General features: G+C 64.2%; 11 protein-coding genes, 1 tRNA gene and 2 riboswitches. Of the genes, 3 read left to right on the forward strand and 9 right to left on the reverse strand.

Annotation, left to right across the window (positions count from 1 at the left end; all coding sequences use genetic code 11):
- Positions 1-17: 17 nt before the first annotated feature.
- The 6 genes from NK8_RS13745 to NK8_RS13770 all read right to left on the reverse strand — a co-directional run bounded on the left by NK8_RS13745 (position 18) and on the right by NK8_RS13770 (position 8,705).
- Entirely contained in the window at positions 18-1,406 is a 1,389-nt protein-coding gene (locus NK8_RS13745; protein WP_162066602.1) for an L-serine ammonia-lyase, read from the reverse strand.
- A gap of 21 nt (positions 1,407-1,427) precedes the next feature.
- Positions 1,428-2,474, reverse strand: coding sequence for an alginate lyase family protein (locus tag NK8_RS13750; RefSeq protein WP_225936258.1), 1,047 nt, complete (start codon positions 2,472-2,474; stop codon positions 1,428-1,430).
- 183 nt (positions 2,475-2,657) lie between these two features.
- Entirely contained in the window at positions 2,658-5,588 is a 2,931-nt protein-coding gene (gene gcvP / locus NK8_RS13755; RefSeq protein WP_213226655.1) for an aminomethyl-transferring glycine dehydrogenase, read from the reverse strand.
- 54 nt (positions 5,589-5,642) lie between these two features.
- Positions 5,643-6,023, reverse strand: coding sequence for a glycine cleavage system protein GcvH (gene gcvH, locus NK8_RS13760; RefSeq protein ID WP_162066605.1), 381 nt, complete (start codon positions 6,021-6,023; stop codon positions 5,643-5,645).
- A gap of 61 nt (positions 6,024-6,084) precedes the next feature.
- Positions 6,085-7,209 carry a glycine cleavage system aminomethyltransferase GcvT gene (gene gcvT / locus NK8_RS13765; protein WP_213226656.1) on the reverse strand — a complete coding sequence of 375 codons (1,125 nt, stop codon included), beginning with the start codon at positions 7,207-7,209 and terminating at the stop codon, positions 6,085-6,087.
- 117 nt (positions 7,210-7,326) lie between these two features.
- Positions 7,327-7,464, reverse strand: a riboswitch (glycine riboswitch).
- A gap of 10 nt (positions 7,465-7,474) precedes the next feature.
- Positions 7,475-7,576: riboswitch (glycine riboswitch) on the reverse strand.
- A gap of 82 nt (positions 7,577-7,658) precedes the next feature.
- Positions 7,659-8,705: an oxidoreductase gene (locus tag NK8_RS13770; protein ID WP_213226657.1), complete on the reverse strand. Its 1,047-nt coding sequence runs from the start codon at positions 8,703-8,705 to the stop codon at positions 7,659-7,661.
- A 161-nt stretch (positions 8,706-8,866) separates the two neighbouring features.
- Here NK8_RS13770 and NK8_RS13775 point away from each other — a divergent pair, with 161 nt between their 5' ends.
- Complete coding sequence (locus NK8_RS13775) at positions 8,867-10,954, forward strand: UvrD-helicase domain-containing protein (protein ID WP_213226658.1); 2,088 nt, start codon at positions 8,867-8,869, stop codon at positions 10,952-10,954.
- Positions 10,955-11,029: 75 nt separating this feature from the next.
- Here NK8_RS13775 and NK8_RS13780 read toward each other — a convergent pair whose 3' ends face one another.
- Entirely contained in the window at positions 11,030-11,923 is an 894-nt protein-coding gene (locus NK8_RS13780; RefSeq protein WP_162066611.1) for a cytochrome c5 family protein, read from the reverse strand.
- 313 nt (positions 11,924-12,236) lie between these two features.
- Here NK8_RS13780 and NK8_RS13785 point away from each other — a divergent pair.
- Positions 12,237-12,312: transfer RNA gene (locus NK8_RS13785), tRNA-Arg, on the forward strand.
- A 21-nt stretch (positions 12,313-12,333) separates the two neighbouring features.
- On the opposite strand, the gene NK8_RS13790 is transcribed toward NK8_RS13785, so the two are convergent.
- The gene (locus NK8_RS13790; RefSeq protein ID WP_225936172.1) at positions 12,334-13,329 is read right to left on the reverse strand and encodes an aromatic ring-hydroxylating dioxygenase subunit alpha; all 996 of its coding nucleotides are present in this window, start codon (positions 13,327-13,329) and stop codon (positions 12,334-12,336) included.
- A 203-nt stretch (positions 13,330-13,532) separates the two neighbouring features.
- On the opposite strand from NK8_RS13790, the gene NK8_RS13795 reads away from it, so the two are divergent.
- Complete coding sequence (locus NK8_RS13795) at positions 13,533-14,627, forward strand: GGDEF domain-containing protein (RefSeq protein WP_162066613.1); 1,095 nt, start codon at positions 13,533-13,535, stop codon at positions 14,625-14,627.
- 1 nt (position 14,628) lies between these two features.
- On the opposite strand, the gene NK8_RS13800 is transcribed toward NK8_RS13795, so the two are convergent.
- Entirely contained in the window at positions 14,629-15,360 is a 732-nt protein-coding gene (locus tag NK8_RS13800) for an RNA polymerase sigma factor FliA (protein ID WP_162066614.1), read from the reverse strand.
- Between the last annotated feature and the right edge of the window lie 4 nt (positions 15,361-15,364).

A 15,364-nucleotide genomic window follows, 5' to 3' on the forward strand; every position in this document is an offset into this window, starting at 1 on the left:
ACGCAAGCCGCGAAGCCTCAACACTCCACGATATTCACCGCCAGCCCGCCGCGCGAAGTTTCCTTGTACTTGGTCTTCATATCCGCGCCCGTCTCTCTCATCGTCTTGATCACCGAATCCAGCGATACATAGTGAGACCCGTCGCCCCGCATCGCCATGCGCGCGGCATTGACGGCTTTGACCGAACCCATCGCGTTGCGCTCTATGCACGGAATCTGCACCATCCCGCCGACCGGATCGCACGTCAGCCCGAGGTTATGCTCCATGCCGATTTCCGCGGCATTCTCGACCTGCGCCGGTGTTCCGCCGAGCACCGCGGCCAGCGCGCCCGCCGCCATCGAACACGCGACGCCGACTTCGCCCTGACATCCGACTTCAGCGCCTGAGATGGAAGCATTCATCTTGTACAGAATGCCGATCGCCGCCGCCGTCAGCAGAAAGTCGATCACGCCTTGCGTGTTCGACCCCGGCACGAAGCGATCGTAATAGTGCAGCACCGCCGGAATGATGCCCGCCGCGCCATTGGTCGGCGCCGTGACGACACGTCCGCCGATCGCGTTCTCCTCGTTCACCGCGATTGCGTAGAGATTGATCCAGTCGATCATCGACAAAGGATCGCGCAGCGCCTGCTCCGGCTTGCCCGTCAGCGCCCGGTACAACTGCGGCGCGCGCCGCTTCACCTGGAACGGCCCCGGCAAGTGCCCTTCCGCCGCCGGATTGCCGATACCGCACCCGCGCGCGACGCAATCCTGCATCACGTCCCAGATACGCAGCAGGCCGCTGCGGATTTCGTCCTCGCTGCGCCACACGCGCTCGTTTTCCCACATCAGTTGCGCGATCGACTTGCCCGATTCCGTGCACATCTTCATGAGCTCGTCGCCGGTCAGGAACGGATACGGCAAATGCTCGTGCGCCGTCAGCACCGCCGTGTTCGCCGCGCCCGCCGTCACGACGAACCCGCCGCCAACCGACAGATACGTCGCCTCGCGCAGCAACGCGCCGTTCGCATCGAACGCGTGAAGCTTCATGCCGTTCGGATGCTCCGGCAACGCCTGCCGATAGAACGCGATGTTCTCCTTGATCGTGAACGGAATCTTGCGCGTGCCGAGCAGCGCGAGCGTCTTCGACGCGCGCACGGCGTCCAGCCGCGCGACGATGCTCGACGCATCCACGGTATCCGGTGCGTCGCCCATCAGGCCGAGCATCACGCCGCGGTCGGTGCCGTGGCCTTTGCCCGTCGCGCCGAGCGAGCCGTAGAGCTCGCACTTCACCGATGCCGTCGAGTCCAGCAGCCCGTCCCGCTCGAGCCCTTGCGCGAACATCAGCGCGGCGCGCATCGGTCCGACGGTGTGCGAACTCGAAGGGCCGATGCCGATCTTGAAGAGGTCGAATACGCTGACTGCCATGACTGCTCCTGCCTGTAAGAGTTAGCGCGCCGGCACCGGCAGACACACCGCGAGCCAGGCTGGCGGCGCCGGTGCGAGCCGCAACGCGACCGGCGTGTAGCGGCCGTCGAGACGTGCCGCGAGATGAAAGAGTTCAGCCGCGTTCTTCGGATCCCACTGTCCCGAGAAACCCGGCAATCCGGCTTCGCGCCGCTTGGCGTCGAACGGCACCGACGATTTCACGAACTCATCGTGCGTCTTTGTGCCGAGCGCATACGGCGTGAGCCAGTTGAGCGCTTCGGCGAGCGTCGCGCCCGACTGCGCGCGCTCCGGCAGCCAGTTGCGGTTGTGCCGCCGCGCGGAGAGGGCCGCTGTCACGAGCGGCTGAAGATCGTAAGTGACATAGCGCAGCGCGTCGCGCTCGGCGAAATCGACAGTCGATCCATCCGGCGCGATGTTGTCGCCGATATGCTCGACGAACAGCCGCTGCGCCGCGTTGATGAGCTTGCGGTCGTCGATCGTGAAAGCGCCCATCGCCACCAGCTTCACGCGATGACTTTGCCAGTTGTTCCGGTAATTGCCCGCGAGCGGCCGCGGCTGCTTGTCCATATCGGCGATATAACCGGTCACCATCTTCGTGATGAACGCGTTCGCCGCGTTGCGCGTCTTGACCGGCAAGGCGCTCGCCGTGAGGTCGTACGCGAGAATCAACGATTCGAAGTTCGTCTCGTCGATCGGGTTGAAGCTCGGCTGATAAGTCGTCGTCCAGGCGAGCAGGAAACGGTCGACGAGCCGCAGATAACGCTCGTCGCCGGTCGCGCGCCACGCGAGCGCGGCATCGCGCATCAGGCCGAGGTCTTTTTCCGCTTCGATGCTTTCGTCGTAAATGCCTTCGTGCGGCAGCGTGCCCTCGGTGTGCAGCTTCGCGCGCGGCTTCGGCTGATCGCTCACATGCGATTGCACCATTTTCACGAGCGCCTTCACGCCGGGATCGGCATTGGTGCGCTCGCTCGTCTGCATCGCGGGCGCGGCGCAAAAATTCATCGCGGCCTGCGCGGACGATGCCGCGATCAGCATTGCGCCGAGCATCGCTCGCACCGCACGCACGCGGTTCGTCCCTTTCACCTCTCGCACCTTGAACGCCATGTGTACTCCCTGTTTTGGCTTTTTGGTCCGGGGTGAGATGTTAGCTGTTCTGGAACGCGCCGCAAAACCGCCCGACAATGCTTTACGCTTTCGGGCGGTGCTCTCTCTCAGGTCCTGCGCGATACCTTACTCGTCCGCGTATTCCGATACCGGCACGCACGAGCACATCAGGTTGCGGTCGCCGTACGCATTGTCCGCGCGGCCGACCGGCGACCAGTACTTGCGCGTCACCAGCGACTTCAACGGATACGCTGCCGACTCGCGCGTGTACGTGTGCGCCCACGCATCCGACGTGACCACCGCCGCCGTGTGCGGCGCATGCTTCAGCACGTTGTCTTCGCGATCGGCGCGCCCTTCTTCGACCGCGCGGATTTCCTCGCGGATCGCGATCATCGCGTCGATGAAGCGGTCGAGTTCTTCCTTCGATTCCGACTCCGTCGGCTCGACCATCAGCGTGCCGGGCACGGGGAAGCTCATCGTCGGGGCGTGGAAACCGTAGTCGATCAGGCGTTTCGCGACGTCTTCCACCGAGATACCGCTCGATTCCTTGATCGGCCGCACGTCGAGAATGCACTCGTGCGCGACGAGTCCGCCCGCACCGCTGTACAGCACCGGATAGTGCGGCGCGAGACGCTTCGCGACATAGTTCGCGGCGAGAATCGCGCTTTCGGTGGCGGCGGTAAGACCTTGCGCGCCCATCATCGCAATGTACATCCACGAGATCGGCAGGATCGCGGCCGAGCCATAAGGCGCGGACGACACCGCGCCGATGCCCGCCTCATCGCGCTTGTAGCCGGTGGACGCCTGATTCGGCAGGAACTTCGCCAGATGCGCGCCGACCGCGACCGGACCGACGCCCGGTCCGCCGCCGCCGTGCGGAATGCAGAACGTCTTGTGCAGATTCAGGTGCGACACGTCGCCGCCGAACTGGCCGGGCGCGCACAGGCCGACCATCGCGTTCATGTTCGCACCATCGACATACACCTGGCCGCCATGCGAATGGACGATGTCGCAGATCTCGCGGACGTTGCGCTCGAACACGCCGTGCGTCGACGGATACGTGATCATGATCGCCGCGAGATTGGCGGAATGCTTCTCCGCCTTCGCCTTCAGATCGTCGATATCGACGTTGCCGTTCGCATCGCACGCGACGACGACGACCTGCATGCCCGCCATCTGCGCCGACGCCGGATTGGTGCCGTGCGCGGACGCCGGAATCAGACACACATTGCGATGCCCTTCGCCGCGCGACTCGTGATAAGCGTGGATGATGAGCAGGCCCGCGTATTCGCCTTGCGATCCCGCATTCGGCTGCAGCGACACCGCCGCGTAACCGGTGCACGCGACGAGCATCTGTTCGAGCTGATCGATCATCGTGCGATAGCCGGCCGTCTGCTCGGCGGGCGCGAACGGGTGAATCTGCGCGAACTCGGGCCACGTCACCGGCAGCATTTCAGAGGTCGCGTTGAGCTTCATCGTGCAGGAGCCGAGCGGGATCATCGTGCGATCGAGCGCGAGGTCCTTGTCGGCGAGGCTGCGCAGATAGCGCAGCATTTCGTGTTCGGAATGATGGCGATTGAAAACCGGATGCGTCAGGTATTCGCTCGTGCGGTGCAGTTCGGCCGGCAGCGGATCGGACGCGGCCTGATCGAGCGCGTCGATATCGAACGTTTCGGTCTTGCCCGCGACTTCCGCGAACAGCGCGAAGAGCTTGAGCAGGTCGTCGCGCGTGGTGGTTTCATCGAGCGATACGCCCACTTGCGTTGCGCTCACGTGGCGCAGATTGACATGCGCGGCGTATGCAGCCTGATGCAGCCCGGTCGTGTTCGCGCCGCTGTCGATCGTGACCGTGTCGAAGAACGTGTCGTTGGCGATGGTATAGCCGAGCTTCTTCACGCCCGCTGCGAAAATCGATGCCACGCGGTTCACGCGCAGTGCGATCGTCTTCAGACCGCGCGGGCCGTGATAGACGGCGTACATGCTCGCCATGATCGCGAGCAGCGCCTGCGCCGTGCACACGTTCGACGTCGCCTTTTCGCGGCGAATATGCTGTTCGCGCGTTTGCAGCGCGAGACGCAGCGCGGAGTTGCCCTGCGCGTCGACGGTCACGCCGACGAGACGCCCCGGCATCTGGCGCTTGAATTCATCGCGCACGGCCATGTACGCCGCGTGCGGGCCGCCGAAGCCGACCGGCACGCCGAAACGCTGCGTATTGCCGATCGCGACATCCGCGCCCCATTCGCCCGGCGGCGTGATGAGCGTCAGCGCGAGCAGATCCGCCGCCGCGACGACATGGCCGCCCGCAGCGTGAATCGCTTCGGCCAGCGCGCGATAGTCTCGCACATCGCCGTTCGCGCCCGGATACTGCAGCAGCACGCCGAACGCGTTCGCGCTCGCGGCGTCGGCGGCCGGGCCGACCTTGACTTCGATGCCCGCGGGCTTCGCGCGCGTCTTCACCACTTCGATGGTCTGCGGCAGCACGTCATCGGCGACATAGAACACGTTCGATTTCGGCTTGCCGACGCGTTGCAGCAGCGTCATCGCTTCGGCGGCGGCGGTGGCTTCGTCGAGCAGCGAGGCGTTCGCCATCGCGAGGCCAGTCAGGTCCATGATCATCTGCTGGAAATTCAGCAGCGCTTCCAGACGCCCTTGCGAAATTTCCGGCTGATACGGCGTGTAGGCCGTGTACCACGCCGGATTTTCGAGCACGTTGCGCAGGATCACCGCCGGCGTGTGCGTGCCGTAGTAGCCCTGGCCGATATAAGTTCGAAACACCAGATTCTCGTCCGCCAGCTTGCGCAATGCCGCGAGCGCTTCCGCCTCGCTCTTGGGCTGCGTGAACGCGCCGAGCGGCAGCGTTTCCTTGCGGCGGATCGATTCAGGAATCACCGCGTCGATGAAGGCCGCGCGTGACGCGAAACCGAGCGCGTCGAGCATGGCGCGCTGGTCCGCGTCATCGGGGCCGATGTGCCGCTCGGCGAATGCGTCGTGGCATTCGAGCGCGGCGAGTGACAGGGAGGTGCGGTTCATCAGGCGATCCGGGTGTTCGAGCTTCATGTGAATTCCTGCGATGCGGCTCGTTGCCCGAGCCGCCATCGTCATTGAGATGGGTTATTCGCCGATCGACTTGCCGTAGCCTTCGGCGTCGAGCAGCTTGTCGAGACCGGCGTCGCCGGCCGGCTTGATCTTGAAGAGCCAGCTTTCGTACGGCGCGCCGTTCACCTGGTCGGGCGTCGCGCTGAGCGAGTCGTTGGCGGCGACGATCTCGCCCGAGACCGGCGCGTAAATGTCGGATGCGGCCTTCACCGATTCGATCACGGCGATGGCATCGCCCGCCGCGACGGTCTTGCCCACCGCGGGCAGTTCGACGAACACGATGTCACCGAGCGCTTCCTGCGCGTGATCGGTGATGCCGATGGTCAGCGTGCCATCGGATTCGGTGCGGACCCATTCGTGCGATTCGGTGTATTTCAGATCGGCCGGGATGCTCATTGAATGCTCCTTGCGTGGTTCTTTCGTGAGGTTCTTGATCGGAGAAACGAGCGCGACGGCGTCAGGAGAGGTCGACGAGAACCTTGCCGTTGCGCACGAACGGAAGTTTTACCACGCGCGCGGGCAGTTGCTTGTCGCGGATGACGACCTGCACCGTGTCCCCGGCGGCAACGGCCGTCGGCACGCGCGCGAACGCGATCGACTCCTGCATCGACGGCGAAAAGGTGCCGCTCGTGATTTCGCCGTCGCCGTGTTGCGTGACGACTTTCTGATGCGCGCGCAGCACGCCGCCCGCCTTGCCGTTTTCCTTGATCAGCACGAGCCCGACGAAGTTCGCCTTCGAACCGTGCGCCTCCAGCGCGCTGCGGCCGACGAAATCGCGCTCCGTTTTCAGATCGACGGTCCAGGCGAGGCCGGCGTCGAGCGGTGAAATCTTCTCGTCCATGTCCTGGCCGTACAGATTCATGCCCGCTTCGAGACGCAGCGTGTCGCGCGCGCCGAGGCCGGCCGGCTTCACGCCGGCGACGGCGAGCGCGTTCCACAGCGCTTCGACATGCGTCGCCGGGACGACGATCTCGAAACCGTCCTCGCCGGTGTAGCCGGTGCGCGCGAGCATCAGCTCGCCGTATTGCGTCGATGGAAACACGACGGCGTTGAACGGCTTGATGTCCTGAGTTTGAGCGCGCGTATCCGGCAGCACTTGCCAGGCCTTTTCGCGCGCATTCGGGCCTTGCACGGCGATGATCGCGAGATCGCGGCGCGGCGTGATGGAAAGATTGAATTCGCCTTCGGCGTTCAACTGCCCGAACCAGGCGATGTCCTTCTCCGCCGTCCCCGCATTCACGACGACGCGAAAGCGCGTTTCGGAGAAGTAGTAGACGATCAGGTCGTCGATCACACCGCCGTTGCCGTCGAGCAGACACGAGTAGAGCGCCTTGCCGGGCGTCGTGAGTTTGTCGACGTTATTGGCGATCGCGTACCTGAAGAAATCGCGGACGGCTTCGCCCTCGAAATCGACGACGCGCATGTGCGACACGTCGAACATGCCGGCGTCGGTGCGTACGGCGCGATGCTCGTCGATCTGCGAACCGTAGTTGACGGGCATGTCCCAGCCGCCGAAATCGACCATGCGCGCATTGAGCGCGAGGTGGGCAGCGTGCAGGGGCGTGTGTTGAAGAGAAGTCATCGGGGCCTCGGTTCGCCAGACAAAAAAGGCCACGCAGCGCACATTTCGCTTTGCAGATGGACCTTTCGTGCTGCCGGAAGCAGCGCGCAAGGCTCATGCCGCTGAGCGATTGCTATGCGTGACCCCTCTGTCCTCGGTACCTGAGAGATTGCGCGAACCGTGCACAGTCGTGCCGCGGTTCATCGCGCGCCCCTTCGGTGGGCAGCCTGCTCATCGTTTTCGATGAAACCGCTGCCGCTCTCCAGAGTGCGAGGAACTTCGTTCCTCGACGCCGTCGGTCCTTTTGCCTGAGAGTTTGCGGGTGTGCCCCTTCGGCGGCGCGGTTCTCGATGCATACGAAAACCACGCGCTCTCCCGACGCGTGCGGCAGAATTTACGCGACCGAATTGGGGTTGTCAAACGGATTCGGCCGGGTCCGATGGACGGCGTACGCGCTTGCTGAACTGTGTTCAGGCGATCCGCTGGAACGCCACCCGCCTTCCTTCCCTCTCACTCTGAATCGCCAGTTCGATGATGGTCATCGTATCGACCGCGTCCTGCGGCGAAACCGGAAACGGCTTGCCCTCCTGAATCGAAGCCGCCAGCGCCCGATAAAACTCGATATACGCGCCATCCTTCGTGGCGAATTCATGACGCAGATCGAGATCGCCGTCGACTTCGCGAAGCACGCCCGGCGGATTCTTCGCAAACTCCGGATTCCCCGGCCTCATGCCCGCGCGCAACTGATCTTCCTGCGTATCGAGTCCGTTCTTCACGTAGCTGCCGCGCGTGCCGTGGATCGCGAACCGCGGCGGCTCCAGCGCCGCGAGCGCGCTCGCGTGCAGGATCACTTCCTTGTCGTCGTAGCCGAGCACGAGATGCACATAATCCGGCGCGTGCGCGTGATCCCGGTGCACCTTCACAAACGCCGTCACTGTCTGCGGCGCGCCGAACAGCGTGAGCGCCTGATCGATCAGATGCGGCCCCAGATCGAACAACAGGCCGCCGCCGCGCTCCGCTTCCTCGCGCCAGCGCTGCGGCACTTTCGGGCGAAAACGGTCGAAATGCGATTCGTAATGCGTGATGCGCCCGAGCCGCCCGCTCTCGATGAGCGCGCGCACCGTCATGAAATCGCCATCCCAGCGGCGATTATGAAACGGCGCGAACACGAGGCCTTTTTGCTGCGCGAGATCGGCGAGCGTGCGGGCGTCGCGCGCGGACAGCGTGACGGGTTTGTCGACGACCACGTGCTTAACCGCCGACAGCGCGCGGTGCGCGAGATCGAAGTGCGTGTCGTTCGGCGTCGCGACGACGACGCATTCGAGCCCGTCGACGGCGAGCAGCGCGTCGAAATCCGCGACGATCTGCGCGTTCGGATAATCAGCCTGTGCGCGCTCTGCCTGGCTCGTCGCGATGGCCGTGACTTCCGCCCGGCCGCAGTGCTCGATGACGGGCGCGTGAAACGTCGCCCCGGCGAGGCCGTAACCCATTACGCCGACTTTGAGTGCTGTGTTCATGCGGGCATCGTCCTGTCGTGGAATCAGTTCGATATTGTGTCACGATGCCCGTCCGGCACGGAACGAGGGCCGGAACCGGCCGCATTCTATCGTGTTAACATCGCGCACTCTTCCACGCGCCGGCGCTTGCCGCGCGCCTCAAATTCCAGAAGCCCAGAACGATGTCCGCAGGTCTGAACGCCGCGCAAAGCGAAGCCGTGCGCTATCTCGACGGTCCCTGTCTCGTGCTCGCCGGCGCCGGCAGCGGCAAGACGCGCGTGATCACGCAGAAGATCGCGCATCTGATCGAAGGACGCGGCTTCGAGCCGAAGCACATCGCCGCGCTCACCTTCACGAACAAGGCCGCGCTCGAAATGCGCGAACGCACCGCGAAGCTGCTCGAAGGCAAGACGCTCACGACGCCCGGCAAGGAAGGCCGCAAGATTCCCGTCAATCAGTTGACGATCTGCACCTTTCACTCGCTCGGCGTGCAGATCATGCGCCAGGAAGCGGAGCACGTCGGACTGAAGCCGCAGTTCTCGATCATGGATTCGGACGATTGCTTCGGCATGGTTCAGGAACAGCTCGGCACGACGGACAAGGGGCTGATCCGCAAAGTGCAGTCGACGATCTCGCTGTGGAAAAACGCGATGGTCTCGCCCGATCAGGCCGCCGTGCTCGCGAGCAACGAGGACGAGCATCAGGCCGCGATCGTCTTTCGCAGCTATGCGGCGACGCTGCACGCGTATCAGGCGCTCGATTTCGACGATCTGATCCTGCGCCCCGCGCAGCTTTTCGCGCAGAACGAGCAGGTACGCGACAAGTGGCAGAACCGCCTGCGCTATTTGCTGATCGACGAATATCAGGACACCAACGCCTGTCAGTATGAATTGCTGAAGCAGCTCGCCGGCCCGCGCGCCGCGTTCACGGCGGTCGGCGACGACGATCAGGCGATCTACGGCTGGCGCGGCGCGACGCTCGAAAACCTCGCGCAGCTCGGCAAGGATTTTCCGAAGCTGCACGTGGTCAAGCTGGAGCAGAACTATCGCTCGACGGTGCGGATTCTGACGGCGGCGAACAACGTCATCGCGAACAATCCGAAGCTGTTCGAGAAGAAGCTGTGGTCCGAGCACGGCATGGGCGACACGATCACCGTCACCGGCTGCAACGACGAGGAGCACGAGGCCGAGTCTGTGGTATTCCGGCTGTCGGCGCACAAGTTCGAGCGGCGCACGCAGTTTCGCGACTACGCGATTCTCTATCGCGGAAACTTCCAGGCGCGTATCTTCGAACAGGTCTTGAGGCGCGAGCGCATTCCCTATGTGCTGTCGGGCGGGCAGTCGTTCTTCGACAAGGCCGAGATCAAGGACCTCATCGCGTATCTGCGTCTGATCGCGAATCCCGACGACGATCCCGCGTTCATCCGCGCGATCACGACGCCGCGGCGGGGCGTCGGCAACACGACGCTCGAAGCGCTCGGCGCGTTCGCGGGCGCGGCGAAGGTGTCGCTGTTCGAGGCGGTGTTCATGGGCGGTATCGAGGCACGGCTGTCGGCGCGGCAGGTCGAGCCGCTGCGCACGTTCTGCGAGTGGATTCGCCGTCTGTCGGACCGCGCCGCGCGCGATCCCGCGACCGAAGTGCTCGACGACATGATGGAAGCCATCCACTACGAGGCGTATCTCTACGACGCGTACGACGAACGCCAGGCGCAATCGAAATGGCAGAACGTGCTCGAATTTCTCGAATGGCTCAAGCGCAAGGGCACGAAGCCGGAAGCCGCGCCCGGAACGGAGCAGACCGGCTACGACACCGCCGACGGTTTCGCCGATGAAGGCAAGAACCTGCTCGGCCTGATCCAGACTGTCGCGCTGATGTCGATGCTCGAAGGCAAGGACGAAGATCCGGATGCGGTGCGGCTGTCGACGGTGCATGCGTCGAAGGGGCTGGAGTATCCGCACGTGTTTCTGGTGGGCGTCGAGGAAGGCATCATGCCGCATCGCGGCGGCTCGGACGATGACGCGCCCATCGACGATGCGCGCATCGAGGAAGAGCGGCGGCTGATGTATGTCGCGATCACGCGGGCGCAGCGCAGCCTGCATCTGAACTGGTGCAAGAAACGAAAGCGCGCGCGGGAGACGGTGGTGTGCGAGCCGTCGCGTTTCATCCCGGAGATGCTGCTCGACGACGCGCCGCCGCCGACGGCCGAGGAAAAGCCGCTTTCGCCGAAGGACCGCATGGCGATGCTCAAGGCGATGTTGCAGAAGAGCTGATGCCTTTTTCGTGCGTCAAATAAAAAACCCTGCGCCACTAAACGCAGGGTTTTGCTTTGTGGCCCGGCGAAAACGTTACTTGGCCGCGTTCACCATGTAATCGACGGCGGCCTTCACGTCCGCATCCGGTGCGTTCGATCCGCCCTTCGGCGGCATCGCGCCCTTGCCGTGCAGCGCGTAGTTGTAGACGGTGTCCATCGGTTCCTTGAGGCGGGGCGCCCATGCGGCCTTGTCGCCGAACTTCGGCGCGTTGAGCACGCCGGCTGCGTGACAGGCCTGGCAGACTTGCTCGTAGAGCGCCTTGCCGGCCTGGGCGGCATCGGCGCTTTGGGCGCCCGCTGCCGGCGCCGCCGCCTGCGGCACGGACGCCAGCGCTGCGACGGCCGCAGCCGCTTGAGCGTTCTCGTTGGCGCTCGCGCCTGCCGGGGCCGCTGCCGCACCCGGCGCGCTCGCGCTTGCCGCCGCGCCCGAAGCGGGTTGAGCCGGCTCTGCCAGTTTGCCGCCGCTGCCATTCGCCATATAGACGACCGCGCGCGCGATTTCGAAGTCGCTGTAGTCGTCGGGATTGGTGCCGCCGCGCGCGGGCATGGCGCCTTTGCCGTTGAGCGCGTTGTGCAGGAGCGTGTCGTAACCTTCGCCGATGCGCGCCGCCCACGCGCCGGCATCGCCAAACTTGGGCGCGCCGGCCGTGCCCGTTGCGTGACAGGCCGAGCACACGGCCTTGAAGACTTCCTCGCCGGATTTGTAGACGCGCGGCGCGTTGGCGTCGCGGACATCGACCTGCGCGGCGGGCGCGATGCGTTCCTTCACCGATTGCTCGATGTCCGTGCCCGCGCCGACGCGCGTGGAATTGTTCACGTACACCGCGAGCAGGATGATGATGGCGACCGGGATGCCGAATCCCGCGATGATCGCGGCGATGAGTTGGCCGGGCGTCTTGATCGGGGCTCCGTGGGGTGCTTCGCTCATGCTTGTCTCGTCTCCCGTTTTTTGGTGTGAGTCGGTTCAGTGACAGCGTGACAGCTACCGCATTGCGCTTGGGCGCGCCTTGGGGAAAGGCACGGTCGATTATAGACGGAACGCTTAACTGTCGGCGCGGGCTGGCCGACACGGTGGAGCGGGCGTTTACCCGAATCGTGTGATGCTTGCGGCGATGTTTAGCGCGATGCGTCCGTCCCCATGCGATGGACGAAGTCACGGAAAACAGGTATCCTCTCGGATTCGCATGGGCCTTGCAGCCGCCTTTCGGTGTGCTTCTTTCTTCGCAAGGCATCCCTCCGATGCGCCCGTAGCTCAATGGATAGAGTACTGCCCTCCGAAGGCAGGGGTTGCTGGTTCGATCCCAGCCGGGCGCGCCAAATCTTCCCCCTGACGCGCGATCATTCTGCGGCCGCTCCCGCGATCACCGTCCCCCACCCAAACCCCATCCCCGCCAGCCACCGTCTGTAAGCCACCGCCATCCGATCACATCGCTGATGCAACTCCGCATCCAGATCGAGCGGCAGACGTTGCGGCCATTGCGACTCCACGATCGGCGTGTCCTGCATCAGGATCTCCATATTGAAGTCGTAAAGCTCCTGGTCGCTGTGCGTCGAATCATCCTCGTGAATGGAAACGAGCCACGCGCGCGTTTCCGTCTGCGTCACCGGCGACGCCGCCAGCATGATGTGCAACGCGCCCTGCCCGCCCGACGCCATCTTCGTGAGACTCGCGATCAACGGCCGCTTCACGCGATACACATAGTCGATCATCGCGCCGCCGCCTTGTCCCGGAATGCCCGCGGGCTGCCAGTATCGACATTGCCGCGCTTCGAGTCCTCCATCGGCAGTCTGCACGACGTCGTAGTCCGGCACTTCCGTATGCGCCTCTTCGCCGAGAATCCCGACATGCACGAACGAGAAGTGCGCCATATCCAGAAAGTTCTCGACCACGCGCGGCGCCGATGACCTCACCGTCTGCGGCGCAAGATTGATGCGCCGGCCGCCCGCGATCTCGGCTTCGGGAAAGACATCGAGCGCATGCGCGGGCTCGCCGAAGCACATCCACACGACGCCGTACTTTTCCTCGCTGATGAAGGTCGTCGCGCACGCACGCTTCGATGGACGCAACGACGGATTCGATGGAATCCGCAAGCATTGCCCTTCGATGTCGTAACGCCAGCCGTGATACGGACACACGATCTGATCGCGCATCACGTGTCCGAGCGACAACTGCGCCCCGCGATGCGGACAGTAATCGCGCCACACATGCGCCGCGCCGATACTGTCGCGCCACACGACGATGCGCTCATCGGCAACGATGAACCCGCGCGCGCCGCCGTCGGGCACGTCCTCGCTATTGCAGATCGGCAGCCATTCGCCTGCCAGGGAAAGCATTCCTTCGCTCATCGCAGTGAATCAGAAATAGAAGTCCGAAAGCCGTTCTTACACGAAACACAGCGTCTTCGCAAAACGTTGCAAAATAGCGGATCGCTCGCTCGGTGCAACTCGATGCCACTCCACTCAACCGATGCCATGCGACGGGGCCGCAGGTCATAACAGCAAGATAAAAGCAAGAAATCACCACCCAGGGGTTCAGTATGGAGCAGGCGCATCAACCGGCACGCCGGGCTTATGCCTTCGCATGGTCCGAGCACCGGAATCCCGAACGCGAGCAGGCCACGCTGCGGGTCTGGATGGGAGCGGCGGTTCTTCTGGCCTACGGCATTTTTACCTGGCTCCGCCCGTCGCACGATGCATTGCTGGTCGCACGCATCGTCGCACTCTATGTGTCCTACGGCGCGGTTACGCTGTTGATCGTCAGCCGCATGGCGTCTCCTTCGGAGAAGCGTCTCACCGTCACGACCATCGCCGATCAATCGATTCTCGGACTCGCGCTCGCCGCGGGCGGCGCCATCGCGCTGCCGCTCATCTGGGTGATCTTCTGGTTTCTTATCGGCTCGGGATGCCGTTACGGCAAGCGCACGCTCGCCGTTTCGTGCACGACGGCGCTCGTCATCGTCGTGGCGCTGGGAATCTGGCAGCCGTGGTGGCACGCGAATCTGCCCGCCGCGATCGGTCTGGGGCTGAGCGTGCTGGGCGCATCGGTTTATCTGAGCGTGCTCGTCGACCGGCTCGGCAGCGCGAATCGCGATCTCGCGCGTCAGGCATCGACCGATCCGCTCACGGGACTATCGAACCGATACGCGCTCGAACATATCGTCGATCGCGCGATGAACGCACGCGAAACCGATGGCAATCAAGCCACCGCGCTCCTGCTCATCGATCTCGATGGCTTCAAGGAAGTCAACGACACTTACGGCCACGCCGTCGGCGACATGCTGCTGCAATCGTTCGCGCAATCGCTCGAAAAGCGCATGCGCAAGACGGACACCATCGCGCGGCTGGGCGGCGACGAGTTCGTCGTGCTCGCGCATCACGTGCGCGACCGGGCGGCCGTGCTCGCAGTGGCCGACAGCATCCACTCCGTGCTGAACGCGCTCACGTCGGTGCAGGAGCGGCCGGTGTCGGTGTCGGCGAGCATCGGCGCGTGTCTGCTTTCCTGTGCGACGGCCGCGCATCAGTCCGGCATGACCGCCGTGCTGCGCGCCGCCGACCGCGCGATGTACCGCGCCAAAAGTCTCGGCGAAGGCAAAACCGTCTTCGCCGAGACGCGGGACTTCGAAACGAACTGAATCAGGCCTCGACGCTCGTCCACGCCTGTTCGCGCAGCTTCACGCGCAGACGGGCGACCGCCTGGCTGTGCAACTGGCACACGCGCGACTCGCTCACTTCCATCACCGCGCCGATTTCGCGCAGGTTCAGCCCGCGTTCGTAATAGAGGCTCATCAGGAGCTTCTCGCGCTCGGGCAGCTTGTCGATCGCTTCGATCAGCGCACCGCGCAGACTGTCGTCGAGCAGCGCGGACAACGGGTCCGAACGGTCGACGCAGTAGCGGTCGAGGAACGGTTCGTCGTCGGCGGAGCGGTCGAAGTCTTCGTAGTAGATCAGCTGGCTGCCGTGCAGATCCTGAAGCATCGACTGATACTCGGGAAGCGGCAAGTTCATGTGCTCCGCGATCTCCGTCTCGCTCGCGGAGCGGCCGAGGTTCTGCTCGACCTTGTGCACCGCCGATTCCACTTCGCGCGAGGTCTTGCGCATGCTGCGCGGCAGCCAGTCGTTGGCGCGCAGCTCGTCGAGCATCGCGCCGCGAATGCGCTGGCTCGCATACGTTTCGAATTGCGCGCCCTGATCTTCCTTGTAGCGGCTCGCCGCGTCCATCAGGCCGATCATGCCGGCCTGGATGAGATCGTCGAGATCGACGCTCGCCGGCATCTTGGCGACGAGCTGAAGCCCCAGCCGGCGAACGAGCGGTGCATATTTCGTCAGCACGTCGGACTGTGAGAGTTTGCCTTGGGCGTTATACATCCTG

Source organism: Caballeronia sp. NK8 (assembly GCF_018408855.1).
In the GTDB taxonomy this organism is placed as follows: Bacteria; Pseudomonadota; Gammaproteobacteria; order Burkholderiales; family Burkholderiaceae; genus Caballeronia.